The sequence below is a fragment of the Methylophilus sp. UBA6697 genome (assembly GCF_002454655.1).
Classification (GTDB): domain Bacteria; phylum Pseudomonadota; class Gammaproteobacteria; order Burkholderiales; family Methylophilaceae; genus Methylophilus.
Genome location: NZ_DKJH01000026.1, coordinates 114,434 through 141,266, shown reverse-complemented (window position 1 = coordinate 141,266; position 26,833 = coordinate 114,434). Strand labels below are relative to the sequence as shown.

Annotated in this window: 31 protein-coding genes; 9 read left to right on the top strand and 22 right to left on the bottom strand. The window is 46.3% G+C overall.

Annotated elements, in window-relative coordinates:
* Positions 1-206: 206 nt before the first annotated feature.
* Entirely contained in the window at positions 207-644 is a 438-nt protein-coding gene (locus B3355_RS08600) for a winged helix-turn-helix transcriptional regulator (protein WP_292782663.1), read from the bottom strand.
* 113 nt (positions 645-757) lie between these two features.
* Here B3355_RS08600 and B3355_RS08595 point away from each other — a divergent pair, with 113 nt between their 5' ends.
* The 3 genes from B3355_RS08595 to B3355_RS08585 all read left to right on the top strand — a co-directional run bounded on the left by B3355_RS08595 (position 758) and on the right by B3355_RS08585 (position 4,679).
* Positions 758-1,243, top strand: coding sequence for an ester cyclase (locus B3355_RS08595; protein WP_292782660.1), 486 nt, complete (start codon positions 758-760; stop codon positions 1,241-1,243).
* 511 nt (positions 1,244-1,754) lie between these two features.
* Entirely contained in the window at positions 1,755-2,789 is a 1,035-nt protein-coding gene (locus tag B3355_RS08590) for a sulfite exporter TauE/SafE family protein (RefSeq protein WP_292782658.1), read from the top strand.
* A gap of 216 nt (positions 2,790-3,005) precedes the next feature.
* Positions 3,006-4,679: a phosphoethanolamine transferase gene (locus tag B3355_RS08585; RefSeq protein WP_292782655.1), complete on the top strand. Its 1,674-nt coding sequence runs from the start codon at positions 3,006-3,008 to the stop codon at positions 4,677-4,679.
* 39 nt (positions 4,680-4,718) lie between these two features.
* Here the strand turns inward: B3355_RS08585 and B3355_RS08580 are convergent, their stop codons facing one another.
* Genes B3355_RS08580 through B3355_RS08535 form a run of 10 tightly spaced genes read right to left on the bottom strand, consistent with a single transcriptional unit; the run spans position 4,719 to position 12,822 of the window.
* Positions 4,719-5,132, bottom strand: a complete 414-nt coding sequence (locus B3355_RS08580; protein WP_292782652.1) for a hypothetical protein — start codon at positions 5,130-5,132, stop codon at positions 4,719-4,721.
* Entirely contained in the window at positions 5,119-6,276 is a 1,158-nt protein-coding gene (locus B3355_RS08575) for a GNAT family N-acetyltransferase (RefSeq protein ID WP_292782649.1), read from the bottom strand. Before B3355_RS08575 ends, B3355_RS08580 begins: the two co-directional genes overlap by 14 nt.
* A 3-nt stretch (positions 6,277-6,279) precedes the next feature.
* On the bottom strand, positions 6,280-7,512 hold the full coding sequence (locus tag B3355_RS08570) for a beta-ketoacyl-[acyl-carrier-protein] synthase family protein (protein ID WP_292782646.1): 1,233 nt from the start codon (positions 7,510-7,512) through the stop codon (positions 6,280-6,282).
* A gap of 5 nt (positions 7,513-7,517) precedes the next feature.
* On the bottom strand, positions 7,518-7,763 hold the full coding sequence (locus B3355_RS08565; RefSeq protein WP_292782643.1) for a phosphopantetheine-binding protein: 246 nt from the start codon (positions 7,761-7,763) through the stop codon (positions 7,518-7,520).
* A gap of 9 nt (positions 7,764-7,772) precedes the next feature.
* A complete protein-coding gene (locus B3355_RS08560) occupies positions 7,773-8,618 on the bottom strand; it encodes an alpha/beta hydrolase (protein ID WP_292782640.1) in 846 nt (281 codons plus the stop codon).
* Positions 8,618-8,995, bottom strand: a complete 378-nt coding sequence (locus B3355_RS08555) for an EamA family transporter (protein ID WP_292782637.1) — start codon at positions 8,993-8,995, stop codon at positions 8,618-8,620. Before B3355_RS08555 ends, B3355_RS08560 begins: the two co-directional genes overlap by 1 nt.
* Positions 8,992-9,864 carry an arginase family protein gene (locus tag B3355_RS08550; protein ID WP_292782634.1) on the bottom strand — a complete coding sequence of 291 codons (873 nt, stop codon included), beginning with the start codon at positions 9,862-9,864 and terminating at the stop codon, positions 8,992-8,994. The genes B3355_RS08555 and B3355_RS08550 overlap by 4 nt, the downstream gene beginning before the upstream one ends.
* A gap of 9 nt (positions 9,865-9,873) precedes the next feature.
* Positions 9,874-11,247 carry an aspartate aminotransferase family protein gene (locus tag B3355_RS08545; protein WP_292782631.1) on the bottom strand — a complete coding sequence of 458 codons (1,374 nt, stop codon included), beginning with the start codon at positions 11,245-11,247 and terminating at the stop codon, positions 9,874-9,876.
* Positions 11,248-11,263: 16 nt separating this feature from the next.
* On the bottom strand, positions 11,264-11,932 hold the full coding sequence (locus B3355_RS08540) for an MtnX-like HAD-IB family phosphatase (RefSeq protein ID WP_292782628.1): 669 nt from the start codon (positions 11,930-11,932) through the stop codon (positions 11,264-11,266).
* Between the two features lie 14 nt (positions 11,933-11,946).
* Entirely contained in the window at positions 11,947-12,822 is an 876-nt protein-coding gene (locus tag B3355_RS08535; protein ID WP_292782625.1) for a fatty acid desaturase, read from the bottom strand.
* A 161-nt stretch (positions 12,823-12,983) separates the two neighbouring features.
* Here B3355_RS08535 and B3355_RS08530 point away from each other — a divergent pair, with 161 nt between their 5' ends.
* Genes B3355_RS08530 through B3355_RS08520 form a run of 3 tightly spaced genes read left to right on the top strand, consistent with a single transcriptional unit; the run spans position 12,984 to position 15,883 of the window.
* Positions 12,984-13,658: a response regulator transcription factor gene (locus tag B3355_RS08530; RefSeq protein WP_047515967.1), complete on the top strand. Its 675-nt coding sequence runs from the start codon at positions 12,984-12,986 to the stop codon at positions 13,656-13,658.
* Positions 13,651-15,060 carry a sensor histidine kinase gene (locus tag B3355_RS08525; RefSeq protein ID WP_292782620.1) on the top strand — a complete coding sequence of 470 codons (1,410 nt, stop codon included), beginning with the start codon at positions 13,651-13,653 and terminating at the stop codon, positions 15,058-15,060. Before B3355_RS08530 ends, B3355_RS08525 begins: the two co-directional genes overlap by 8 nt.
* Positions 15,061-15,091: 31 nt before the next feature.
* Entirely contained in the window at positions 15,092-15,883 is a 792-nt protein-coding gene (locus B3355_RS08520; protein ID WP_292782693.1) for a MipA/OmpV family protein, read from the top strand.
* Between the two features lie 104 nt (positions 15,884-15,987).
* On the opposite strand, the gene B3355_RS08515 is transcribed toward B3355_RS08520, so the two are convergent.
* The 3 genes from B3355_RS08515 to B3355_RS08505 all read right to left on the bottom strand — a co-directional run bounded on the left by B3355_RS08515 (position 15,988) and on the right by B3355_RS08505 (position 18,453).
* Entirely contained in the window at positions 15,988-16,428 is a 441-nt protein-coding gene (locus tag B3355_RS08515; RefSeq protein ID WP_019883604.1) for a DoxX family protein, read from the bottom strand.
* Positions 16,429-16,453: 25 nt separating this feature from the next.
* Positions 16,454-18,109 (bottom strand): DUF692 family multinuclear iron-containing protein, encoded by a 1,656-nt coding sequence (locus tag B3355_RS08510; protein WP_292782615.1) that lies wholly within the window; start codon positions 18,107-18,109, stop codon positions 16,454-16,456.
* 74 nt (positions 18,110-18,183) lie between these two features.
* Positions 18,184-18,453 carry a hypothetical protein gene (locus B3355_RS08505; protein ID WP_024930489.1) on the bottom strand — a complete coding sequence of 90 codons (270 nt, stop codon included), beginning with the start codon at positions 18,451-18,453 and terminating at the stop codon, positions 18,184-18,186.
* Positions 18,454-18,830: 377 nt separating this feature from the next.
* On the opposite strand from B3355_RS08505, the gene B3355_RS08500 reads away from it, so the two are divergent.
* Positions 18,831-19,991: a mechanosensitive ion channel protein MscS gene (locus B3355_RS08500; protein ID WP_292782612.1), complete on the top strand. Its 1,161-nt coding sequence runs from the start codon at positions 18,831-18,833 to the stop codon at positions 19,989-19,991.
* 154 nt (positions 19,992-20,145) lie between these two features.
* A complete protein-coding gene (locus tag B3355_RS08495; protein ID WP_292782609.1) occupies positions 20,146-20,637 on the top strand; it encodes an AAA family ATPase in 492 nt (163 codons plus the stop codon).
* Positions 20,638-20,689: 52 nt separating this feature from the next.
* On the opposite strand, the gene B3355_RS08490 is transcribed toward B3355_RS08495, so the two are convergent.
* The 8 genes from B3355_RS08490 to B3355_RS08455 form a co-directional block, all read right to left on the bottom strand.
* Entirely contained in the window at positions 20,690-21,493 is an 804-nt protein-coding gene (locus tag B3355_RS08490; RefSeq protein WP_292782606.1) for a sulfite exporter TauE/SafE family protein, read from the bottom strand.
* 27 nt (positions 21,494-21,520) lie between these two features.
* Positions 21,521-21,991, bottom strand: a complete 471-nt coding sequence (locus tag B3355_RS08485; protein WP_292782603.1) for an arsenate reductase ArsC — start codon at positions 21,989-21,991, stop codon at positions 21,521-21,523.
* Between the two features lie 16 nt (positions 21,992-22,007).
* A complete protein-coding gene (gene arsB, locus B3355_RS08480) occupies positions 22,008-23,054 on the bottom strand; it encodes an ACR3 family arsenite efflux transporter (RefSeq protein ID WP_292782600.1) in 1,047 nt (348 codons plus the stop codon).
* Positions 23,054-23,512, bottom strand: coding sequence for an ArsI/CadI family heavy metal resistance metalloenzyme (locus B3355_RS08475; protein WP_292782597.1), 459 nt, complete (start codon positions 23,510-23,512; stop codon positions 23,054-23,056). Before B3355_RS08475 ends, arsB begins: the two co-directional genes overlap by 1 nt.
* Positions 23,512-23,850, bottom strand: coding sequence for an ArsR/SmtB family transcription factor (locus B3355_RS08470; protein ID WP_292782594.1), 339 nt, complete (start codon positions 23,848-23,850; stop codon positions 23,512-23,514). Before B3355_RS08470 ends, B3355_RS08475 begins: the two co-directional genes overlap by 1 nt.
* A 255-nt stretch (positions 23,851-24,105) precedes the next feature.
* The gene (locus tag B3355_RS08465; RefSeq protein ID WP_019883594.1) at positions 24,106-24,639 is read right to left on the bottom strand and encodes a cytochrome b; all 534 of its coding nucleotides are present in this window, start codon (positions 24,637-24,639) and stop codon (positions 24,106-24,108) included.
* A 44-nt stretch (positions 24,640-24,683) separates the two neighbouring features.
* Positions 24,684-25,094 carry a hypothetical protein gene (locus B3355_RS08460; protein ID WP_292782590.1) on the bottom strand — a complete coding sequence of 137 codons (411 nt, stop codon included), beginning with the start codon at positions 25,092-25,094 and terminating at the stop codon, positions 24,684-24,686.
* 314 nt (positions 25,095-25,408) lie between these two features.
* On the bottom strand, positions 25,409-25,744 hold the full coding sequence (locus tag B3355_RS08455; protein WP_292782587.1) for a hypothetical protein: 336 nt from the start codon (positions 25,742-25,744) through the stop codon (positions 25,409-25,411).
* Positions 25,745-25,869: 125 nt separating this feature from the next.
* On the opposite strand from B3355_RS08455, the gene B3355_RS08450 reads away from it, so the two are divergent.
* Complete coding sequence (locus tag B3355_RS08450; protein ID WP_292782584.1) at positions 25,870-26,793, top strand: LysR family transcriptional regulator; 924 nt, start codon at positions 25,870-25,872, stop codon at positions 26,791-26,793.
* The last annotated feature ends 40 nt before the right edge of the window (positions 26,794-26,833 follow it).

Genomic DNA, 26,833 nt, shown 5'->3' with positions numbered 1-26,833 from the left:
GCATTGTGAGTCATTGGCAGGCAAGATTGACTGATGGTGTGATACCGATTGAGATTTTTGGCCGTTATGTTTGCTTGGCGTGGTAATTGCCTCTGAATCAGGCGGAAGTAAGTTAGCGTTAGTACAAGATTCGATTGTTTGCTGGACAGTACACATGAGAGACTCAAGGTTAACGCCTTGGGTCTTTTTTGTTTTGGGATTCGATCTTAGTTAAATACGATCTTACGTAAATTTGGTTGCTGCTGTTCTGAGTCTTGAGCCTTATCGTAAGCAGATTGCGCTGCCAGGACTTCCTCAATATGTGTTTCAGACCAGACCCGAATGGCGGCCAAGGGTGCCACCAGTGTGAAACCGAGCGGTGTGATGCTGTATTCCACTTTTGGTGGCACTGAGGCGTAAACAGTCCGTTGTATCAAGCCATCACGTTCCAGGCTGCGCAGAGTCTGCGTCAGCATTTTTTGCGAAATCCCGCCAGTTTCACGCTGCAAAGTACTAAATCGCTTTGTTTCCCGCTCGAGTAATCCTAAAAGCAATACTGCCCATTTATCAGCAATTCTGTTCAACATCAGGCGGGTCGGGCATTGCTCGTTATATGCGTTCCAGCTAGTCGAAATGTTTAATTCATTTTTTTCTTGATCACTCATGATGTACTCGGAATTAAGTTCATTAGTTACTTGTAGGTTCCTACTTACTAATAGTAACTATTGGGAATAATATGCGCAACTCCATTTTATGATTTGTTTGAAAAGGAGTGTTTATGAAGTTATTGAAAGTGATGCTGAGCGCATTTATTTTTTATTTATCGTTTATTTATGGAGCGTCTGCTATGGCCCAGGATTTATCGCAACAGAACAAACAATTACTAGCCAATTTTGCTAATGAGGTATTTGTAAAAAAAGATTTAACGAATTTGCAAGAGTACTTGCATGATGACTATATCCAGCACAACCCCATCGTGCCGCAGGGGTTGTCAGGTTTTAAACAGTTCTTTGCCGACTGGTTTAAAGCTGTGCCGGACTGGCAATATCGGCTGGAGAAAATCGTGGCTGAAGGCGATACCGTGTGGGCCTATGGTGTTTATTCCGGCACCCAGCAAGGCGACTGGTTAGGTATCCCATCTACAGGCAAGCATTACAGTATTCATGCTGTAGATATCTTTCGTATCGAGAATGGTAAGCTGGCCGAACACTGGGATGTGATTGACACCTATGGCTTGTTCAAACAGTTGGGTGTCATTCAGTAGTTACTGGTTTTGGGTATTTTTTGATCAGGTAGGCGGCTTTTTAATCCGTTTGTTGTGGGTTCGATCCCCTGGCAACATATAAAACACGGCTTGCAGAAATGCGGGCCGTGTTTTTATTCATGTCGAACAGAAAGCAGTGATTCAGCTTTCAATTCTTCAGCATTCCGCTAGTTTTTGCGATTTTGAATAGCTTTGCGCTAGTTTAGAGGGGGTGGAGCAATCTCAAGTCATGATCTCCTCTTCAAGATACTCCAAAAGCTACTTTAATCTTTTCACATAACACTTATATGCCTAAGGTTCACATAAGGTTTACTAAGTAGCATGGCCATCGTGTAATTCAGTTTAGCTTCTAAACTTGATTAAGCCCCAAAATTCATTGAGGGCAATTTATGAAAGTTCTATTGATGGATGATATGCAGACGAGCAGGCAGCGTTTTAGTCGCAAAAGTTGTGTCGTAAATTTTTGTCTTAAGGGGACGAGTAGCAGGCAGCTTATTCAGGTGAGGTCGTCATGATCTATTTGAATATTTTGGTCGTTGCTTTCTTTGCCTTTGCCTTAAGTATGATTTGTGGGGGAGGTGCTGGGCTTTTATTAATCCCTATCTTGGGATATGCATTGCCGGCCGCTCAGGTTCCGGTAGCGCTTTCAATTGGCACATCGGTTAGTTCAGTCACTAAGCTTTATTTATTTTTCAGGCAAATTAATTGGCATATTGTCAGACATTTTTTGCCGTTTGCGTTAGTCGGCGTCTTGGTTGGGGCTTGGCTGCTGAGTTATTTGTCGCCTATTTATATAGAGTTATGCATGGCAGTTTTTCTTGTCTCTAATTTGCCTTACATATTCAAAAAGACATCAGTCCCTAGTAAAACTGCGTCTCCATTTTCTAACCATTTTCTCAAGTTAATTGGATTTCTAGCAGGGTTCATTTCTGCCTTAACAGGCGCAGTGGGCGTTTTGTTCAATGCAGTGTATCTCAGGTATGGATTGAGCAAAGAGGAAATCGTTGCTACGCGTGCGGCAAATGAGATTATTCTACATTTAGTGAAAATATGCCTGTACGCGTCCTTCAGCCTCTTTACGCTTAAGGCGTTCTATATCGGCATGTTAGTTGCTGTCGCGGCAGTTGCAGCTACATATTTAATGAAATATGTACTACCCAAAATATCAATCAGTATCTTTAGCAAGATAGGCTATGGTGCGATGGTATTCTCAGGCGTCATTTTGTTAAATAGTGCCCTCATCAGCATTCATGAGGCCCATAACCCCAGTTTTCATGTTGTCCGGGTGTCAAAAGGCTACGATGCATCTTTTAATTGGGATGATTTGATCTATTCGATTGAATTTAAATACAGCGAAGGGTTTGAGTTCGAAAGCATTATTCGGTTAACGGATCTAGACCAAATCAGGCAGGACTATGTGCGAGCGCAGGATGTCAGTGCCCACAAAATTGTCATTGAAAAAGTCTACGCATTGAAAAAAATATCATACGAAGCTTACTACTATGACTCTAGTAATAGCTTAATCAAAAGTATTCAGTTTCGATAAAGTTTATCCGCCGTGATTATGTTTCATCGTGATTTGATGATGTGAGTTGACAGATGCGACCCATCACCATAATAAGCATATTTAATTGGATACAACTTCGCGGCAATAAATAACAATAAATAGAATTGCATTAAATTACGTTAATTGTCAGAATGCATTTAATAATATTAACGCACTAATTATGTAGACATAGGTTTTAGTGATATCGGGGGGTGTATGTCACCATTAAATCTAATGCGCATATCCCAAAGTAACTTTGGGATATCTAAACAGGTCGCAACCATTCTGCTGGTAACGGTTTTTATTATGCTGACAGGCAATTACCGCCTGTTCAATGGCATTCTGGATATCTACCCGTTCACTATCAGAAATCTGCCTTTTCTAACATCGCTATTTCTGTTCTTCACAGCATTAACCGCGATGTTTTTCTTAGTTGTCAGCCATGGCCGATGGACTCGCTGGGTGCTGGCACTCATGTTAATCATTGCCGCACAGTCTGCATATTACATGGATCATTTAGGGGTCATCATAGACACTGTAATGATTGATAACGTGATGCAAACAGACTGGGGTGAATTGATCGGCCTGGTTACTTCAAGTCTGGTAGTGAGAACTATTTTATTAGGCATTCTTCCCGCACTATTGGTGATTAAGTTTTGTCCACGACCAGCGAACTTCAACATGGAGTTAGGTTCCAGGTTAAAGGCTATGACGTTCTGCTTATTAGCCATTGTCCTATTAATCATTCCATTTACAGCAGATTACACATGCTTTATTCGAGAGCACAAGATTGTGCGGTTCTACGCAAACCCAACATATGCTGCTTACTCTGCTATTAAATATACAACCCAGCATTCCTTCATCCAGCGCAATCATCAGCCTTTAGTGATGGTGGCTGGGGATACTAAAAGTTTAGGCCTCTCTACCAGTAAAAGAGAGTTGATCATCATGGTCGTAGGCGAGACTGCGCGTGCAGATAGGTTCTCTTTAAATGGCTATTCACGCTTAACCAATCCACTGCTGGCTAAAGAAAATATCCTGAGTTTTAGTAACGTCACATCCTGTGGTACATCGACCTCGGTTTCAGTCCCTTGTATGTTTTCTTCATTAGGCCGTAAAGATTACGAAAAAAAGAAGGCGCTTGCACAAGAGAATTTACTCGATGTTCTTAACAAGCATGGCATTGCCGTGCTTTGGCGGGACAACAACTCTGACTCCAAAGGGGTAGCTACGCGTATTCGTTATGAGGATTTTAAATCACCGACCATGAACCCAATTTGCCATGGTGAGTGTCGAGATGTTGGCATGCTGAGCAAGCTAGAGACATATATTGATGCAAACAAAGATAGAGACATGCTGATTGTCCTGCATCAAATGGGTAACCATGGCCCTGAGTACTATCGTCGGTATCCTAAAGAGTTCGAGCGATTTAAACCGGCCTGCCAAACGGGAGAGTTGAGAGATTGTACAAAACAAGAAATCGATAATGCTTATGACAATGCCATTTTGTACACGGATTATTTTTTATCAGAAGTCATCCACTTTCTGAAGAAATATGATCATCAATATGAAGCCGCCATGCTATATGTTGCAGACCATGGTGAGTCGCTGGGCGAGCATGGATTTTACTTGCATGCTGCCCCATATATGCTGGCCCCTAAAGAGCAAACCCATGTGCCAGTGATCTTGTGGACAGGTGAGAACTTTGATTACGATTTGAACGACATTAAACCTTACCAGCATGCAGCCTTAACGCATGATGATTTATTCTGCACGGTGATGATTGCTTACGAGCTCGATTCCAATATGTGTAGTGGCAAAAATGTCATGCTGATGAAAAACAAAAATCTTAGAAATTACGCAGTATCTGACGAGATTGTAATCAACTGATGGCCCTGCATCATCGTGTTATGAGTTTGAGTTCTGGCGTCACTCAACTGATGTTGATGTCTCAATTGACGATATAGCGGCCCCAAGCGTAATCAAAAATATGCCTAAAAGTTGATGGTTGCTTAAATAGTCAGAAAATATGAAGACTGAACAAAGTGGTACGGTCGCGTAAGCTGTGCAGGAAATCAAATGTGCTTTTGATAAGTCCGCATGTGAAATCAGCAGCATCCAGCAACAAAAAGCAATCACCAACAGTAACAAACCAGCAGCTAGGGCAGGCTGGTAGAGTAACGCCTCAATAAAGCTGAAAAAACTGGTCCAGCTACTCAGCGAAGCCGGGCCAATGTCTATAGATGCGGCTTTAAACAGAATTTGACTGAACGTATCACAGGCAATCAGCACCAAATACAGGCAGGCCACTTGCCAGGATTTAATGGAGTTAAAGGTTTGCATCGAAGTTTTCATATGCAAGCAATTTTGCCAGGCAAGCCAGTGGTTGATTGAGTAGTCGATTGGTATGTTTGAACAGAATATAGGTATCTTCCAGGCTAGCCCCTAATTTCTTTTTGACCTCATAGGAAGCCTGGCCGCTTTGAAACCGTGTCAGGCCATCTCTGAGGCACATTTCTATGTTGTACATCCAGCTCAGGAAGTAAATGTTATTGTCAGCCGCTAGCGGTTGGTGCATACCAATATATTTGTCCATCAAGGTGTGCTCGTTATGTAGCAGCATATTGAAAGCGATTAATCGCTGGTCACTGTAGTACAAAACAAAGCGTGTATTTTGTGGCATTAAGCCAGCGGTGAATTCAAAAAAAGTACTGGTCAGCTTTTCAAATTTGAGATCACTGCGCTCATACGTTTCCAGGTACAAGGCATGAATTTCCTCAATATTGGGCGGCATCCCCTGATATTCTTTGATTTCTATATGCGCGCTTTTCTTGATTTTGCGCCTGAGGTCTTTACGTGTCGCGTAGCTTAAACTGGTGTAGTAATCCTCAAGGGTGGCAAAATCTATGCGGTTGACTGCCACTGGCATATTTTTAACTGTGCTGTAACCCAACTGGTTCAGCTTTGCGCCATACTTCTGCAAGTCTTTTGCCAATACATCTTTAAAGGCAATGACAGAGGCACCTGATTTCGAGGCAATCTTCTGTAGCTGCTCATTGAGTGCCTGTAAGATATCCGGATCATAAGGGTACTCGGGATGCATGGTCATTTTGCACGCATCGGTAATAGGTGACCCCACGCACAAAATCTTTATACGCATCAAAAAGGGTATTTTTTCGCGGACTTTCTGCAATAACGATTTCAACTTACCTTGTACCGTCGTATCCAAGTGGTAATCTGTAATGAAAAATGGTGCCAAACACACCACTACTTGGTTTTTCTTGATTGCGAGATAGCCGGTTTTAAACCCTTGTACGTTCGCTGAATCAAACGCCAGGTGCAGGCGATAACCTTCCAGGTCATCCTTCATCAGACTTTTCCAGATTTCCTCAGGAAACTTGGCCGCGCTGTAACCCACTTCCACATCAAACAGTGAGGTTTGTTGATGGATATCGGGATCGGATTGAATATATAAAGCCGTTTGCATGATTTAAATTTTCCTTAAAATAAGTACGCCACTCGTGCCGCCAAAGGCAAATGAGTTACTCATGACATATTCAAGCGATGTCACTTCTTGTGCCGTATTGGCGACATAATTCAAGTCACACTCGGGATCAGGTGCATCAAGATGCATAGTCGGTGGCAAAGTATTGGTATGCAGGGCAACCAGCGAAGCAACCAGCTCAACGGCAGCGGCAGCACCCATTAAATGTCCGTGCATGGATTTGGTGGAGCTGACAGGGATATGCATCGCTGACGGACCGAATACCTGCTTGATTGCTCTGGTTTCCGTGACATCGTTTAGTTGCGTGCCAGTACCGTGTGCGTTGATATAACCAATCTGATCTGCACGTAAGTTCGCATCGCGTAACGCATTTTGCATGGACAATGCCTGCCCTTGTACTGAAGGCTGGGTCATATGACTAAAGTCATTTGACGAGCCATAGCCTGCAATTTCGGCCAGGATTGTTGCCCCACGCTGCACGGCATGCTCGTAGGTTTCTAGCACGAATGTAGCTGCCCCCTCACCGAGTACTAATCCGCTTCTATTGGCTGAAAATGGTTTGCAAGAAGTAGCGGGGTCTTGTGGATCCTCTTGTGCCAACGTGCGCAATGCTTCCCATGCCTTGATAGTACCGAAGGTCAACAATGCTTCACTGCCACCAGCAATCGCTACTTCGCAGCGGCCAAATGCGATTTGTTTGGCCGCTTCACCAATCGCGACTGCCGCAGAGGAGCACGCTGTAGAAATGGTGATGTTTGGCCCAGCCACGCCATATTTGGTCGCAATCTGCGAAGCCGCGGCACTATTCATGGCCATGAGCACCGTGAAGGGTTTTAAACGATTCATGCCTTCTTTGAATAACCTGGTATAGCCGCCCTCTGTGGCACTGGCTCCTCCCATGCCGGTACCAATAAAGCAACCGATACTGGCGGGATTCACGCTCAGTAAATCCAGGCCGGATTGTTTCACCGCTTGCTCTGTCGCATACAGCGCAAATTGACTGACACGATCCAGCAACGCTAATTCCTGGCGAGTGAAATACTGCTCTCCATTAAACTGGCATGGTGCAGCGATGCGCGTCTCCAATTGTTCACAGAAATCCGCATTGAGGTGATCAATGCCAGAGTTGCCGGACAGCAGATTCCGCTGAAAGGATAAAAGATCATTACCAAGTGGTGAGACGATGCCTGCGCCGGTGATCACCACTCTTCTTGGCATGCTCATTATGCTGATGCACCTGCAGCTAATAGCTCATCAAGCATTTTCACCACATCATCGACGGTCACAATTTCTTCAGAAGGGTTGGGTACTTTAATGCCATATTGATCTTCGGCTTGAAAAATGATGTCGAAAATATCCAGAGAATCCAGCCCGAGTTCAATCAATTTACTTTGACGAGTAATCGATTGCTGATCGATCTCCAACTTGTTGGCAATCAGCTTGCTCACAACTTCAAATGTATTATTCATATGACTTCCTTAACTGAATTTTTCTTTGATCACTGACAAACAGAATTCCGCACTACGTTTTGCAATATCATCCTTGCGCTTATCCAGCGTCACCACATGGTAGGTATCGCCAATATAAAAAGTGTCAATGCGAGGACTTGAGACTTCTTTTTCCACCACGTAGGCATTTTTGAGGCTGGCCATGTCATCTTCTGTGGAATGCACAATCAACACTGGTGAAGAAACATGCGGAAGACTTTTACGGGCAGCATTAATCAGTTTCACGCTCTGAAAAATCACTGTTGCCGGCGTTTTGAAATAGCCGATTTTTTCAGAAGTGCGCACATCTTTGTTTTCCAGCACAGCCGCTACCATGGCACGTGTACGTTCACACTTAATGCCGTACGGTGCGGTTTCTTCCCACTGCATGAAATAGCGCAGTGGTGAGTACAACACCAGTGGTAACAAGAAGCGCTGTTTAAAAGCCGGGATGTTCCAGCCGTCATAAAAAAAGGTGACAGACAACAGAATCACACCGGCTACTTCTGATGGATATTTTGCGGCGAGTAACAGCGCAATAAGGGCGCCCATGGATAGCCCTGACACGAATACGCTTTTGTAGTGCTTACGCATTTCGAGGAATACTTCTTCAATCGAAGCCAGCCATTGCTGCCAATTGGTCTGGCTTAATTCATTGACGGATGCACAATGACCAGCCAGTACAGGGCAAACCACAGATAATCCTTTACGGGCGATTTGCTTGCCATAATGCTTCATCTCGGCCGGTGTGCCGGTCAATCCATGCACCAGCAATACTGCGTGCTCAGAGTGCCCCAGGCAGAAACCATTCTCACCGATCATCTGCTGTAACGTCATTACTCATTGCCTCCCAGCATCAACACACCAAGCACAATCAGGGCGGCTCCCAGCCAGCGGTTTTTACCTACCTGCTCTTTTAAAAGAAATCTGGATACAATCAGGATCAAGACAATTGTGATGCTGTACATCGGGAAAGCACGGCTAAGCGATGAGGATGACAAGTAGGCAATCCAAATGACGTATTCGACAACGTAGACGGCTAATCCAAGTGGAATTTGCCAATGACTGAAAAATGACCGCACTGTTTGCCAATCAAACCCCACTGCTGGAGTTGTTCTCAGGAGTGCGGACCGATTAGCGCCAAGCTTGAAAAGTGTCGTGCCCAACGTATCTAGTAAGACTGCTGCCGCAAATAGACCGTACATACTCATCATGTGGCTTTCCCCATTAATGCCTGAATTAACCGGGCATTTGTCGTCGCATTAATGAGGCTGGCCACTTGCCGTTGTTCATGCGGGTTTTCGCGCCTATCAAAATAAGATGCAATCCACTTCAGAGGGGAGTGGAAGCGCACGGGAGAGAAGTCACCTACCGTATCGGCGCCAACAATCTGTTTACGTGCGCTGAGTGCCTGAATAATCGCTGTGACAGTGCTTAACGGCATACTGCCTTGTTCCCAGTTAGTTCTGGCATCCTCTGTCCGCAGACAATCCTTGTCTACGCTGATATATACGTTGTCCGTCGGGATGTGTGTCAGCACCTCAGCAATACCAGCCAACAGATCCTGCTGAAGACTGCTTTTTAGTTTTGCTGAAAATGCATTTACTTGCACTGGTTGATAAGGTAGCAACACAATTTTTCCTTGCTGATAGCTCTCCATATCGCCTTGCTTGAAGTGATCCCCTTCAATGTCACCACTCTCAAGACCAATAATGACAATACGCTGCACCTGTGGAAGCCTGGCTAGGCTGTATACCCAAGTGCCACAATGGAATTTTTGCGGTGGTTGCATCCAGTCCGGATGGTTATCAAATAACACCACGGTGAGTGGTCCCTGGCACTGGTCTATCAAGGCGAGAGACACGTGGTGGTAGTCTCCTGATCCGATCAAGCTGAATCGCGGCTTGCTTGAAGGCGGGCGTAATGCATGCGCCATTTTTTTAAAAGTGGCGCATGATGCCCACAAGCGTACAGAGTGTTCAAATTGACGCATAGGTTGTAACGATAAATGAATACCATCTGCCTGCAGCAAAGCTTGCTGCAAGGTCAGGCTGCCATCAAAGTCGTATGCCACAATTTCCATGCGTGAATCTTATTCAGCACCGCAACGTTTGAGTAAAGCCTCAAACAGCTGGATGCCAAGGTCAATTTCCTGCTCGGAAATCATCAGCGAAGGTGCCAGCGTAATCACATTCTTCTCGTAGCCACCGATATCCAGTACCAGGCCATGTGGCTTACCATCAATCATCACATCGCCTTTCAGGCCTTCGTTGAACATGCGGTCTGCCAATGCACGGCTGGCGGTAAAACCATCGCTCTTACATAACTCGATACGCAATGCCAAGCCCAGTCCACTGACATCCCCTATACACTTCCAGCGCGATTTAAGCGCATGTAACCGTTTGAGGAAGTAAGCACCGCGCTCGCGTACATGCGGCTCAAAATCTGATTCCTGCGTCATTTTCAGGACCTCCAATGCCACTGCCGTGCCTAGCGGGTTGGAGGCGAAGGTGGAGTGAGTTGAGCCTGGTGGAAACTTCTCTGGTGAGATCAATTCTTCACGTGCCCAAATGCCAGACAGCGGGTTTAACCCATTGGTGATGGCTTTACCAAAGACAAAAATGTCAGGCACGATGCCAAAGTTCTCCCAGGACCATAATTTCCCGGTGCGGTACACACCCATCTGGATCTCATCAGCGACTAGCAGAACATTGCGTTTTTTGAGTGATTCCTGCAGTTTTTGCATATAGCCATCAGGTGGAATGATGTAACCACCAGTGCCCTGCATAGGCTCGATATAAAATGCACCAAACTCACATTGCTTGGATTTCTCATCCCAGAATGACTGGTATTCTGTGTCAAATAGCTTCTCGAATTCCTTATGGCAATAGGTGTCGCAGCTCTCTACCTTCATGTCGTAGGGGCAGCGGAAACAGTAAGGATATGGCACAAAGTGCGCGCGATCAGCAAAGTTGCCAAACCGGCGGCGATAGCGGTAACTGGAGGTGATCGCAGAGGCGCCTAGCGTACGGCCGTGGTAGCCACCCATAAAAGCGAACTGGTGCGTTTTGCCGGTGTGGTTGCGCACCACTTTGAGAGAATCTTCAACCGCCTGGGCGCCGCCGACGTTGAAGTGCACACGGCCTTTGACGCCGTACTTTTCTTCCATGTAGCGGCAGATGATTTCTGCCAGTTCTACTTTTTCTTTATGCAGGTATTGGCTGGCCAGTTGTGGCAATGTATCGATCTGTTTTCTCAATACATTCGCAATCCGTTCATTTTTGTAACCAAAGTTGACCGCTGAATACCACATCTGCCAGTCCAGGTAACGAATACCCTGTTCGTCATACAAAAAACTGCCATCGCAACTTTCAAATACCTTGGGCGGGTCAGCATAGTTAACAGTATCCCCATGTGAACAATACTTGTTATTTTTATCAAGAATTTCAATGATTTTGGTGTCCATACTAAAGCGACCTCAGTTATGCGGTTTGATGAGAAAGGTGAACATGACATTCAGGCCAGGTTTTGATCGTGGCCAGGACGTCATCAAAAGTAGAAAAAGGAATGAATGGAATGTGGTTGTTGGCGCAATGCGTCACCAGCTTGCCTTTGGCAAACACGACGTCGGCTTTTCCGGCCAGGCAAGCATCAGACTTGCCATCGCCAATCAGTACCACTTTTTCAGTCGGAAATGCCTGCTGCGCTTTCGCGACTGCACACTTGCAGTTGCCATTGCCGCCAGCACAATTCGGCTGACGATTAGGGAAAGTCATTTGGATGCCCTGCGGATCAAATTGCAGATGGTTGGCGAACACTGGCAACTCGGGGAAGCTGGAGTGTTGCATGGAGACCTTAATTGCATGGTCCAAGCCATCACTTGCAATCACCATATGGGCAAACTGTTTGGCAAACGCATGAAAGTTGCGAAAGCTACTGTCCAGCTCAATCGAGCGGAAAAAACTCTCCAGCGCAATGTTGTCAGCCTTGACCAGGGCCAATTGACGGCTCATACACTCAACTGCATCGATTTTTCCTGTCAGCCAGTCCTGCTCATACTGCTGCCAACGGTTATCGGCAAACTTTTCTAGCAAGGCATCAATGGTGTCACTCCTGGAAATCGTGCCATCAAAGTCGACAATAAATAACATTCCACTTTCCCCCGTTATTTCGATTGCATAAAGCCAAGGCCATGCGACCAATCAATCACATGTACACCAGCCGTTTTTTGTTGTTCGGCAATTTGCAGATGCAAAGCCTTCATCTGCGTCCAGTGATGTTTGGGCCTATAGTGGTGCTCGGCGTGGTAGCCGTTGTTAAACCATAACCAGTTATAAAATCGGTTATAGCAACTGACGCCCCAGGCGATGGGTAAATTGGGATTGCCGCGCCAATGTTCGTAATAGCCATTCAAAGAGGAGAGGCTATGGCCAAAGTAGTAAAACGGGGCCAGGAATAGCATGAAGCGCCAGTTCAACCAGCAACCGGCGATGACCAGCGCGATCACAACGATGATTTCAAACACACCAAAATGAGCCAGGAAGGGATTGCGTTTGTGAATCTCCTGGTAGATTTTCTGCGGCTCGTCGCGGAAATAGCTTTTGAAGGTATACGCCCATACGCCTTCGGGCTGTTGATCGTGTCCATAACGATAGATGGATAACCAGTCTGTGGTGTTGCCATTTTCACCTGGCAAATCACTGTTACCAATGTGATGCCTTTTATGCACGGCATCATAAAGAGTTTGTGAGAACAGCAGGGTGATGGATTCCATCAAGCTAAAAGAACGGTTGAATATTTCAGATTTGAAATATGGGTTGTGAATAAAGTTATGGGCGATGCCGTTGATGTTCCAGGAGATGCTAACGGCATATAACAAGCCAAATAAGACGTTCAGTTGCCATGGAAAATGATCAAAACTGACAAAAAAAGTAATCAGGCAAACAAAATGCAAAATGCCAGCGAGTACAGGGACACTGTCCCAGTATGAATAAGCAAAAAACCAGCTTGGCTTGCCTGATTTTTTAACTGCTGCCTGCATGCCAGTCTCCTGAAAATGAACTCAATGGTTTCGATCTGTGCTCATCATGAAGTCAAATTCTTACTAAACACTTACAGTCATTTCTCTGTCATTCCACTGTAAGTAATCTGTAAGTCTGTCTGGTGCAAGCTAGCGGAAGTCTTTAAATTGGGCAGAAATCCGTGCGAATACTGTTGGTAGAGGATGATGTGGTACTGGGTGATGCATTGGTGCAATCTCTTGTCAGTGCGACTTATGCCGTCGACTGGTTTCGCAACGGCAGGGACGGTATTTCAGCTGCACAAATGCAAATTTATGATCTTGTGCTATTGGATCTGGGACTGCCGTTTGTCAACGGTTTTGAATTCATCAAACGCTTACGTAATGGTAAGCAATCAGTTCCGGTCATTGTGCTCACTGCCAATGATGATTCTGAAGATATCGTGCGGGCATTTGATATGGGTGCAGATGATTACCTGATAAAACCCTTCAGGTTGCCAGAGTTAACTGCCCGTATCCGGGCGCAGATTCGCAGAGTCCATACACACTTTTCATCCAAAATCTCGATTGGGGAGTTAGAGCTGGATACCAAGGAGCGTATGGCGTTTGTGAAAGGCGAAAAGCTTGCCCTCTCCCCCAGGGAGTTCTCGCTACTGGAAACGATGTCGATTAAACACGGTAAGGTTGTGACCAAAGATGCGCTCATTGAAAGTTTATGCAACTGGGACCATGACATAGGCACGAATGCCATCGAGGTCTATGTGCACCGCTTGCGTAAAAAGCTTGGTGAGTGCGATGTCACTATCTCCAATGTCAGGGGCTTAGGCTACATGCTGGAGCAACTGTCGCATGGCTAACTTGCTTCGCCTGAATAGCCGCTATACATTGCGCCGACAGTTACTTTTATGGGTCATCATTCCCATGTTTGTACTGATTCCGCTGGATACCACGATTCTGTATAAAGTTGGCATCCATTTTGTGAATCAATCGTTTGATGACAGCTTGGAAGATATGGCCAATGATGTGATTGCCATGATTAAAGAGTCAGGGAAGAACCCTGAATCGTTTCGGATGAGTGACGAAACAGAAAGCGTGCTGTTTTCGAATCAATACGATAAAACTTACTATGCTATTTATAACTCAAGTACCGCGTTTCTCAGTGGTAACCTGAAGTTACCACTTAAAGTCAGGCATGCGTCAAAAAGCAAATGCTTTAAACATGCAGAAATCAACCATCAGCGTGTGCGTATGCTGACGTTAAAAAGTACTTATCAGGATAACGCACATCAATCACACCCCTATTTCGTTGTCATTGCAGAAACACTCAACAAACGCAGCAACCTGCATAACCGTATTTTACTTGCGATCATCCTGCCACAACTGATGCTTATGCTGGTTTGTGGAGCAATGCTGTTTTGGGGGGTCACACAAGGGTTGGCGCCATTGAATGAGCTTAATGACGAAATATCCAAGCGCTCAAGCACACAACTTGACCCGGTGATGTTAAAGAACGTCCCTGAGGAAGCCATGGTACTTATTAAGTCCATCAACCTGCTGATGGGAAGATTAAGGAATGCCATCCTGGCGCAAAATCAATTTATTGCAGATGCCGCGCATCAACTCAGAACACCGATTGCCGGTATTCAAGCTCAGGTAGAGCTTGCCTTGAAACAGGAGAGCAGCCAACGCCCTCTATCCATGATCGGTGACAGCGTGTTTAAGCTTACTCACCTGGTTAATCAGTTACTCAGACTTTCACACAATCAACCGGAAGCCGCCAATCTGATTGAACTCAAACCAGTCGATCTGCTTGCCTTGGCGCAGGACAGTTGTGTGGAAGTCATTCATTTCGCGTTGCGCAAGAATATTGACCTTGGTTTCGAGTCGCACGCTTATCACGCCATCCCGGACTTCGAGATTGTCGGAGACAAGTCAAGGCTAAAAGTCATGTTGCTTAACTTGCTGGATAACGCCATTCGATACACTCCGAATGGCGGCAGGGTGACGCTTTTGCTAACCGAGCTGGAAAGCACGATTGAGCTTAGGGTTGAAGATAATGGCATAGGTATTCCTGAAGCCGAACGCGATATGGTGTTTGAACGCTTCCATCGGGTCATCGACAACTCTCAGGAAGGTAGTGGTTTAGGCCTGTCTATCGTCAAAGAAGTCATTGCATTGCACGGCGCTAGTATCAATATTGAGTCTGCCGCAAATGCATCGGGAACAGTGATCATTGTTCGTTTGAGAAAGAAAGTTTAAAGCTTTGATTAGAACACTGTTCGTGCAACAAATGCCATCAACGCCTCAAATACTGAGCTGGATTGCGCTGTTTTTAATGCCTGCAGTCTCAGATGTGGCTATTGCAGATGAGCAATCTCATGAACCGAATATGGTAGGGGCAGTCGTGCAATATGGGCCCGCCTATTTAGGCTCTGATCGAAGTACTCCAAGTATTATTCCGGTGTTGTCTTTAACAAAAGAGTCACTGTTTCTGCGCACAACGGAGGGCATGCTTGAAACCGGGATCAGCAAGCCAATCAATGACACATTATCTTATGGTGCACAATTGGCTTATGAGGATGGCAGGACCCAGAATGGATTTTCGAATGGGCTGAAGTTTCTTTCAATTAATCCCAGTATGTCTTACGGCGCCTTTCTTCAATATGAAGATAATATCGGCCCTATGCCCGTAGATGTGATTGTGAGATACAGAAAGGACATCGATACTTCACGTGGTTCGCAAATAGACTTTAGAATATTTGCCGGTATTTATGGCGGTGAACACGAGAAACTCAATCTTGGCATTTTTGCGCAGCGCACCTTAGCGGACCAACGCGCTATGGAAACATACTATGGCCTGAAAGATCGCTTCTCACATAGATTCGGTCATGTAAGCTATCATCCTGACCAAGGCGTGTTGAATTCAGAGGTCGGCTTATGGGGAGCTTATATGCTATGCCCTAAAACATATTTGGTGGGTTATGCCGAGAAGATATTTTTAGGAAATGAAGCGAGCAATAGCCCTATTACCCGAAGTTCCAATATCAATTACATTAGTTTTGGTTTGGCATTCGAATTCTAATTATCGCGCTCTCCTTACCATAGCTAATTCCGGTAGTAACCGTTTGCCATTATGTTGGCTAGGCATGGAGGCCAATGGGTGTTAAATACACATAAAACACACGGTCACTTTTTTCGATTCAAACGCTCTAAGAAATAATCGATAGAAACCTTACCTGCACCACCAATGGCAAGCCAGGTAAATACTGCAAAGTAGGTCGCCTCTTCAAAACCCAGCAGGGTTTCCACAGAGTCAATGTCAGCCAGCCTGGCTGAAATAATCGCCACGACCATCACCGTGGCAAGTGCGCCGCCGCAGATTCTGGTCATCAGCCCCAGTATTAAGCCCAATCCGCCCAGGAATTCCCAACCTGCGACAAAAGGCGTCAGCAATTCCGGATAAGGAATGCCCCAGCTTTTGAAGTTTTCTATGATGGCGGGCAGATTCGTGAGTTTACCCCAACCTGTCAGCATAAAGGTGTATCCGACGACGATGCGCGCGATCAATGGGCCCACCCATTCAAAATGCGAGGCAATTGTTTTAGGCCACCAGATCAATATGTTCATAAGAGCGTTCATGTGTATTTCCCCTTTATAGATACTCGTAGTGATGCGATGCCAATAAGCCGTTTCGCATCCATTTTGAAAAATATGCCGTGATCTTGTGTTGCTCGGTTTCATGTACGTCAGAAAGTGTCTCACCGATGGTGGCGCCATCAAATAGTTTGGAGAGCAACCCAAACTCCTGTGCCTCCAGCTCCATACGCCAGACCACGTCCTCATGCCTGAACACGGCCAGGTAAACGGCCTCATTCACTGGCACCACAGGCCTATGGTCATCCATGACGGCCTGGTAATAGGCATTCACCTGCTGATCAAACTGCATCAGGGCCAGCGCTTGCCGAGGATAAAGTGTGAGGTCCAGAAGTGTCTCGGCAGTCAGCCCTTGAATATCCGCTTCATGGAGTGCTGCGGTTTCTGTGGGATCAGTCATTTGTGCAACAGCGGTTTCCAGCTGGCACAAGGCATGCGCAAAGACATCGTTGGGCAAGGTTTTTTGAATAAATGCTGGTAGTTTCAGCGCAAAGCGGCCAATGTTAAAGTGATCCGGCAACACTTCGCCCACAAATGCCCAAATGATTGCAGAGAATCTTTGTTCGGTCAGGTAATGCATTAATACCGGGTAGTCTTCCGCAACCACATCATACAAGCGGTAGCGGTAAGCATTTGCGTACACCGATAGCTGCTCATGTGGCGCAAACGCATTCTTGGCCCGTATCCACTGATCAGGGACGCTATCAAAGCGGTCGCCAAGCATCACCGCCTGTTGCATATGCGTTTGTGCCTCTGGCAGAGTGACATTTTTCTCAATAAAAATCACGCTGTCAGCCTGTGCAATGTGCGGTAGGGTAAATTCGGTCGCATGTTGGGCAGCTTCCCTGGCTTTGTCCAGTTCCGCATACAACACCGGAAATTCGGGGATATGGTCGTCCCATTCAATCATTGTGTTCGGAACGCGTCCGGCGCGGTTGACCGCATACTTGTACAGGTTCCACACCTCATCAATGACATGGTCATCATGGGTATCCACAATGTAATGCCCTTTATTGCTATGCCCTGAAAGATGCATCTGTATCACCCGGCCCAAAGGCAGCGCATCCAGGTAGTTTTGCGGGTCCAGCCTGTGATTAAAGCAGGTCACATACACATTATTTATATCCAGCAGCAAGTGGCAATCAGCCTCTTTGGCCATGGCCGCAATAAACTCTGCTTCTGGTATGGTGGAGTGCTTAAACTCCAGATAAGTCGACGGGTTTTCCAAGGCGACTCTGCGCCCCAGCCGGTCTTGTACCTGTTGAATACGGCGAACAATGTGCTTCAGCGATTCTTCGGTGTAAGGCAGCGGTAGCAAGTCGTGCGTATTCTTATGCGCGACGCCAGTCCAGCACAGATGATCTGAAATCCAGGCGGGGTTCAGCCAGTCCATCAGTGCTTTCAGCTTTGTAAGATACTCGGAATTCAGCGGATCTACACTGCCAATCGACATGGAAACCCCATGCATCACCACTGGATAAAGTTCCTTGATGCGCGCCAGGTTGCGTTTTGGTTTGCCGTCGGTATCCATAAAGTTTTCGGAAATCACCTCAAACCAGTCAAGCTTGGGCTGATGTTCAAAAATATAAGAATAATGCTGTGGCCTAAGCCCGAGCCCGAAACCGAGCGAAAATGATGAATTAACTAAGCACATTTAAGAAAAGGCCTCCTCAAGAAAGCAGGGTAACTCTCCCTGCTTTCTTGGTGCTGATTGAGATAATTGCTCAGTTATTTACTGCCGTCTGTTGCGCAGGAGCCGTGACCTTTGCATGCATTTTTGCCATCACCGCCCTGGCCTTTGCATGAGTTTTTGCCCTTACACGCATGCTTCTCTTTGCCATCTGCCGTTTTGCAATTGGCTTTTTCCATCTTGGCATTATCTTTGCCGTTACAGCTAGACTTAGCATCTTCTCCTGCAAATGCTGGAGAGGCCGTCATCACTGAAGCTGTAAAAAGACCCAAAAGTGCGGCAGTAGCCAATTTGTTAGTAGTTTTCATAACATCTCCTAAAAGTAACAATCAATAAAAATGAATCAATAACCTTGTAGTGCCAGCATTAGTCAGTTGGAATAGGCAGCCCTTACATTTATTTTGAAAGTTTTTTTGATTTTCCTTATAGGACGTTAAGCAAAAAATAAAAACAATTGATTGCGCCATCTTGGCTCTCATCGCTCCTCTCGAACCATCGTTCAGAAATCAGCGATGGTATCCATTACTTGCGTTTGGGTCTTAAGGCAGAAACATGTCCCAGTTTATGAATTTGACCGAAGTGCATATGTATGACAATAAATGGTCTCGCCAGTGGCGGTGACTATGTAATATTTATAAGTGCTCATCATTGAGCACAAATCGTTTGTAAATCAAAAGGGGAAATTATGTTTTCAACTACAACACGTTCTGCGTTGGTAATGACCGTTGTGGCGATGCTATTGATTCCGTTAGCCGCGTCCTGGTTTGCTTATCCAACTACGCATCTACCGCCAGGTTTTGGCGTTTTTCCACCGCAGTTTGTGGCAGAGCCGCCGGGGTTTAATCTGATTGTGTTTATTGCAGTTGCCCTGCTCGAAGCCGCATTTGCTGCTTTTTTAATATTCCCGCAATGGTTCGGTTTTAAACCGGCCGCCCCGTCTCCGCGGCCTGCACTGCAGGCGTTGCCTTGGTGGTTTTGGGTGGGGGCGGTTGTCACACTGTTCTTCTGGTGGTTGATGTGGACGCGCACGACACCGTTTGGTGATTTGGTGTATTACGCCTTTACGCCGATGTGGTGGGGATTTATCTTTGTGCTTGATGGCTTGGCATACCGCTATTCTGGTGGTTACTCGCTGTTTGCAAGTCGCCCTAAAACATTTCTGATTAGTGCGGTTGTATCGATTTTTGGCTGGTATTTCTTTGAATATTTCGATTATTTTGCGTTAGGTAACTGGTATTACCCTAATACTGACATTCCTGGTTTAAGCCATGCCAAGATTGTGTGGATTTTTATTTTTGCCTATACCACTGTTTGGCCGGCCATTTTTGAGTGGTATACCTTGCTGAATGCTTTTCCTAAAATTGCAGGGCGCTATGCCCAAGGCCCCAAGCTGGCCCTGCCGGCAAAGCCAATGTTATACCTGAGTTTTGTGTTGTTTGCCGCCGTGCCGTTCTGGCCTTATCCGTTGTTTTGGGCCATGTGGATTGCGCCATTGATAGGTATCGCTGGCATATTGATGATGCGTGGTATCTGGACCCCATTTACCGATGTCGCCAATGGCAATTGGAGTCCGGTTCTTTTGATGGCGATCAGCTCATTGTTTAACGGATTTTTCTGGGAGGTGTGGAACTACGGCAGCGCGCATCCGGCATTACCGGTCACCAACCCGAATTACTGGGTCTACGATATCCCCTACGTGAATGTGATTCATATTTATGCTGAAATGCCACTGTTGGGCTTTGCAGGCTATTTGCCCTTTGGTGTGCTGGTGTGGGTGGTATTTATCTGGGCGGGTAAGGTGCTTGGTTTTAATACCGATATTCTTCCGAGTGGTAAAGGGCATTGATGCTCCCGTCATTCATTCACCTGTAGTTTTGGGTATTGTAAGTACTCGACGCGTTAGGTAGGCAATGCATCCTAAGAGACTCAAGGTTAACGCCTTGGGTCTTTTTTGTTTCGGGGTGTTAGTATTCATGCTCATCAAAAGCCAAGGATACGCTGTGAATCAGAAAGGAACGTTAACTTTCTTTTGTGGAAAAATGGGCGCTGGAAAAACGACAAAATCCAAGACGCTTGCGCTAGAGAAAAACGCTGTATTGATATCAGAAGATGATTGGTTATCTGCACATTATCCCGATCAAATTTATTCATTTGACGACTATATGACGCACTCTGCCCGGATAAAACCTTTTGTTAAGTTGCATGTGCAATCCATTCTTAAAACCGGCACGAATGTTGTGATGGACTTTCCAGCCAATACGATTCACCAAAGAGCCTGGTTTAATCAACTGTGTAGTGAGGCTGAATGCAATCATGCGCTGATTTATCTGGATTTAAGTAATGAGCAATGTCTGTTGCACATAGCCAAGCGAAGAACGGAACAGCCAGAACGCGCGCAGTTTGATAATGAGGCGGTGTTCTACCATGTGACTAATTTTTTTGAACCACCTTCACAAGACGAAGGTTTGAACATGGTGCATATTGAGTATTGATCTATCGCTTAATTCTCATGGCTATACAACGCCCGATAGAGATCGTTGGCCATTATGTTGGCTTGGCATGGGCGTGCTTCCACACTTTTAGTGACGAAATTACCAGAATGCATGCTAGTAGCGGTAATAAATATGTCGTCGGAATAATGCCGAGCAAGCGGCCTCCTATATAAGCACCTAGCAAAGAGCCCGCAGCCATCATCAACAGGAAGCGTTTTTGCTGTTTGATAATGCTGAAGCCTTTATCACGGCTGTATCTTGTGAACCCGACAATCATCGTAGGCAGGCTGACAGCAAGTGATAAACTCCCAGCCAGTTTAATATCAGCACCAAAGAGTAAGACGATTGTAGGGATGAGCAGTTCACCTCCAGCCACTCCCATGAGTGCAGCGACGACACCTATGCCGAAGCCAACCATCATCCCTGTGATGACTAGTGATGCACCAGTCATTAATGGCTTGTTATTTGTGATGGGCTCATGGCCGAATAACAATGCTGCTGCAATCAGCATGAGCAACACTGCAAGCACACGATAGAGCGTCTTGGATTTCAGTTTAATCGCCCATGCAGCCCCATACCATGCACCTATGAGACTCCCAGCCAGCAAGGTGACAATCACATCCCATCGTTCGAGGACGCTGGATAAGGGGATTGTGCCCATCCGAAACGGCAAAGAGGATGCTACTACTACAAGGCTTAAGGCCTTGTTTAAGATGACTGCTGATAAAGCATCAAAGCCAAACAGACCAATAAGCAATGGGAGCCTGAATTCAGCGCCGCCCAATCCGATCAGCCCGCCCAGTGTGCCGACAGCAAAGCCGCTAGAGATGACTGGCAGTGGTCGATGTATTTGCATGGGGAAGTGAGTACATTTTCAGACGCCTCAAATATGACCAATCAGCTGTAATGCCTGCTGGAGCTTTTCTTTATCATGCAGGCAGTCAGGACTCAGGCTCAGGAATGCCTCAATCCTTGTGCGTAGAATCGAGTATGCTTGGGTGAATGCAGCCTCTATTTCACTGTCTGTACCAGTTGCTTTGGCGGGGTCATCAACGCCCCAATGCGCCCTTAGTACGTTACCAAGGTATGCCGGGCAGGTTTCCCCCGCCGCATTGCTGCAGACGGTAATGACAATGTCTGGCGTCACTGGTAGGTTGTCCCATGACTTGCTGTAATAGCCCTCTGTGGCTATGCCCTCACGCTTGAGCAGGGCGATAGAGCGAGGATGCACTTCACCTGTCGGCTGGCTGCCTGCGCTCATGGCTTGCATGCTGTCTGGCGCTAATGCATTGAATGTTGCTTCAGCAAGGATGGAGCGGCAGGAGTTACCTGTACATAAAAATAGGATATTCATTGCATGCTTTCGATAATTAGGCGTTCTCGTACCAATTGCGGCTACGATTGACGATTGCGACCACAGACAACATGACGGGCACCTCAATGAGTACACCGACAACGGTGGCGAGCGCCGCACCTGAGTTGAACCCAAACAGCGCGATAGCCGTTGCTACCGCCAGCTCAAAGAAGTTTGAAGCGCCAATCAGTGCCGATGGGGCAGCGACACAGTGAGCCACCTTCAGTTTCTTATTTAGCCAGTACGCCAGCATGGCGTTGAAATACACCTGAATGGTGATGGGCACTGCTAACAAGGCGATCACGAAGGGCTGCGCAATAATCTGCTGACCCTGGAAACCAAACAGCAAGACCAGCGTTGCCAGTAATGCGGACAGGGAAACAGGCTGGATGCGTTTGAGTAATGTATCCAGCGCTTGCTGACGGCCTGAAAATATCACTTCACGCATAAACTGGCTGATCACCACAGGGACGACAACGAAGAGCAGCAGAGACAAAAAGAGCGTGTTCCAGGGGACGACGATACTGGATAGCCCCAACAATAATGCGACCAGTGGCGCGAAGGCAAACAGCATAATGGCATCATTAAGTGCCACCTGAGAGAGGGTGAACTTAGGCTCGCCGCCGCATAGTCCACTCCAGACAAACACCATCGCCGTGCATGGGGCTGCCGCTAACAAAATCAGGCCAGCGATGTAGCTGTCAATTTGCGCCGCGGGTAATAAGTCACCAAACAAGTGGCGAATAAATAGCCATGCAAGCAAGGCCATAGAGAAAGGCTTCACTATCCAGTTGATGAACAATGTCACGCCTATGCCCTTGCTGTGCGCCAGAACATCGCCCATGGTCTTGAAATCAATCTTTAGCAGCATCGGGATAATCATTAACCATATCAGGACAGCTACCGGGAGATTCACTTCAGCGATTTTGAGGCTGCCCACCGTTTGGAAGAAGCCAGGAAACACCTGACCTAATGCGATGCCAGTTACGATGCAGCCAAGCACCCACCATGTCAGGTTGCGTTCAAAGTTGCTCATCGGGCTGGTTTGCGTGATCTGATTCATTAGCAGCACTTCTTACGGGTAGCTATTTCAATCTTTTGCGCAGCCGGAATGCAACAGGCAGCACCAGGCGCTGATGTTTCTTGCCCGCTAAAGGTGGGCGCACTGGCTAATGTGCGATAGGTTTCCCAGGCGATCCCAGAGGGGTCTTGCACCCAATGCTTGTCAGACTTTGCATAGCAGCAAGTCGTGCCCTCTTCAGTCACCAGGCTAAGCTCGGCTTTTTCTAAGCGCGCTTTGATTTCCTCAAGCTCAGATTCATGCTCAACCTGAATGCCAATATGGTCTAAGCCAGCTTTGGCACCACGTTTGCTGATAGCAAAATTGACTAACGGGTCATCCAGCATCCACTTGGCATAGTCGGGTTTAGAGACGGTTGGAGACGCGCCAAAGAGCTTGCTATAGAAGCCGACACTCTGATTGATATCGTCAACGGAGACATGCAAATGCATACGTTTCATTATTCATTCCCTTTCTCGGGATTGCAGCTAGTGATATCGGGGCAGCATTCAGTGACACCGGCACAGCAATTTTCAGTGAGATACGCAAGTAAACCATTCATTGCGGCATAGTTGGCCGTGTAGTAAATGAATCTGCTGACCTGGCGCGAGTGAATCAGTCCGGCATGGCTAAGCTCTTTGAGGTGGAACGAGAGCGTGCTGGGCGGAATGTTGAGTTTCTCACCAATGCTGCCCGCTGGTAGCCCCTCAATGCCTGCTTGAACAAGCAGGCGAAATATCTCCAGGCGTGCCTCTTGAGCGATTGATGAAAGCTGCGTCACTGCTGATTTAATGTCCATGTATTCTATATTTCCATAAATATGGAAATAATGCAACCATCTGATAATTTAATTGCATCAGATGGGTGTGTGTCAGCTAACGATACGTATTGAGCGAATGGTTACCGCTGGCAATAAAGGTTGGGGCGGTCATTCCGGTGGAGAGTGTTGGCTTGGTGTGAGCGTTGGCATTTATCAGGGCGAGAATGGCAAGCTGTAGTGCTCGCCTCGCCTCATAGTGGCCGCTATTGATAGAAGCTGCCCTGATAGGATTTTCTATGAATGCTCTTCTATTAAGCCAAAGATTTGATGATAAATGGCTGCAGTAATATGGACTGCAAACAGCGGGTAAATCATCACCGAAATTAAATAATGAAAGCCTAATAAGGTTTGGTGAATGGGGTGCGCTTTTTCAAGTAATGGCGGTAATTCTAATATATCGAAAAAATACAGTGTTTCGCCGCTGCTTAGCAACATCAATATCCCCAAGAAACACTGTGTCATGATGATGAGGTATATGGATCTGTGCAAGGAAATCGCCACCAGCTTTTGCCAGGTTTTGATACTGTAAGAATGAATAGGATTTGGGTTCAGGTTCCGCCATGTCAGCCTGGCAAGCATCAATATCAGCAACAGAATGCCGATTGAAGCGTGCAGGGAGATTAGTGTCAGTTTGTCAGCGTTGGTAGCCTTGTCTGTGAACTGGCTAGCCACCACGATGATGGTTAACAGCATCGCTACACTGGTCCAATGCAGAATTCTGGCGATCAGACCATATTGTGTATACGAGTTCTTAAGATTGATGCCCATGGTGAATATGCGCCCAAATGCTATTGCTTTACGCTAGCGTTAGCTTACTTCAGGGAGTATCTAAGCGTTTTAATCGCAGCCATGCCAAACCCAAAGGTGGTTAACGATAATGTCGTGTAGAGAAACACAATATAAGGCAATGAGTGAATTTTTGGGGCAATTGCTAACACGAGAAATGCCGTTGGATTGCCGATGGAACCTAATGCCATTGGCCACAGGACAAACTTGGGCAAGCTGATTTTTGAGGCATAAAAACCTAATAACAACATGGTCATCATTAAGTAGTCTAAATGGCCAGATAGCAGATTTTCGGTGCTGGTAAATAGATTGAGCATGTAAGGAATTTTCATGCCACGGGTCATCACCAGGCACCATGCCAGCACTAAACCCAATAGCAATGTAATGCAAGCTGTCCTCAGTAAAATCACATTGCCTGCATGTTTATCTTCATTCATCTTTATTTCCCCTTGAAATCTTTGTTTTAATTCGCCACACCACTAAGGCTGTCTGACTAAACCTAATGTGAAACGCCCAAATTAGGATAGATTGCCGATATAGGCAGACAGGTCTGTATGTAGTGTATAAACTTTTTTGAGGTAATGCAAGAGGGGGCTGGTCAGGGAGTATTGAGGTGACTAATTGATGGTCATTTGGAGTTAGATCGTTGGCCGATCTGTCGGCTTAGCGTAAGGTGCGCGATTTTCGCGCGCTCATTGAAGGGCTCAAGAGCGCGGCAGTGACGGTATCCATTCAGATTTCTCAACCTGATTCATCTCATTTCATAAGTGTCGGTATGAGTGACGGCGACTGATGGAGATGCTGCCCCTAAAAGAATGGCGAGTAGGTGATACAAATAAGGCACGAATGAAATCGCTGCCAGGGCCGGTGTCAGGTCGAATACAAAGGCGACAGACGGGATGAGCACCAACCAGTTTTTGCCGATAATGGTGCCTCTGATCAAACAGATTCCCCATATTCCGACCATGGACAAGACATAAAGTATAGAGCCGTTTGCAACAGTGCCAGCATCAGCTAAATAGGTTGGCAATACCAGGACAAGATAAGTCATTACGAATAATCTGGTATTGGAAAATGCTTTATACATGGCTCAACATCCTTGTTTATGCTTTATTTTTAACCTTCATCTAAGTCGTATGTTATACATTTCTATGGATAAAATTAGTCCTTCAGATTGCATATAACTGTTTCTTATTGGGATACAATCAGCTGATGTATGATTTAAACCTGATGATCATTTTTGCGCATGTGGTCAATGAGCAAAGTTTCTCGGCTGCAGCCAGGAAGCTGGGCATGACCAAATCCTCCGTGAGCAAGGCGGTCGCGAAGTTAGAACATGCCTTAGGCGCCAGTTTACTTAACCGCAGTACCCGGCATCTCAGCTTGACCGAAATTGGCGCAGGCTTTTATGACTATTGCACCCGCATCAGTTATGAAGCCGAAGAAGCACAGCAAATGATTGAAAGCCTGAATGCACAACCGCGCGGCGTGCTTAAAGTAGCCGCTTCAGTGGCTTTTGGCACCTTGCATATTGCGCCTGCCATTGCTGAGTTTATGGATCGATATCCGCAATTGGAAATCGACATGACGATTACCGATCGCTTAGTGGATTTGACTGAAGAGGGGTATGACGTGGTGATTGCAATCACCAGGGATTTGCCGCAAAGCCTGGTGGCGAGAAAGCTGGCACCGATTCGACGAAACCTGTGCGCAACCCCCAAATACTTCGAGCGCCATGGCATTCCCGTCATCCCGCAGGATTTAGTCAATCATAATTGCCTGGATTATATTCACTCGGGAGACAAAGGCCTGTGGCGCTTTAACGGGCCTCAGGGCGAGGTTGCCGTCAATGTCTCTGGCAGGTTGCGGATTAATGACGATGAGGCATTGTCGCAAGTCGTTTTAGGCGGCTTTGGCTTGGCGCTATTACCGACGTTTATTATTGGTAAGGATCTGCAAGCCAAACGTCTGAAATCGGTTTTGTCTGAATACATTCCTGTAGAGCAACATGTCTACGCATTGTATTTGCCTAAGCGGAATTTACCTTTGAAAACTCGTGCCTTTATTGACTATTTGTCTGAGCGATTTGGCGCAGAACCTTATTGGGATAAAGCGTCGCCATCCGACTTGGATTGAAAAAGCAGTTCTTTTATGATGCTTGATCACTGCAACATAG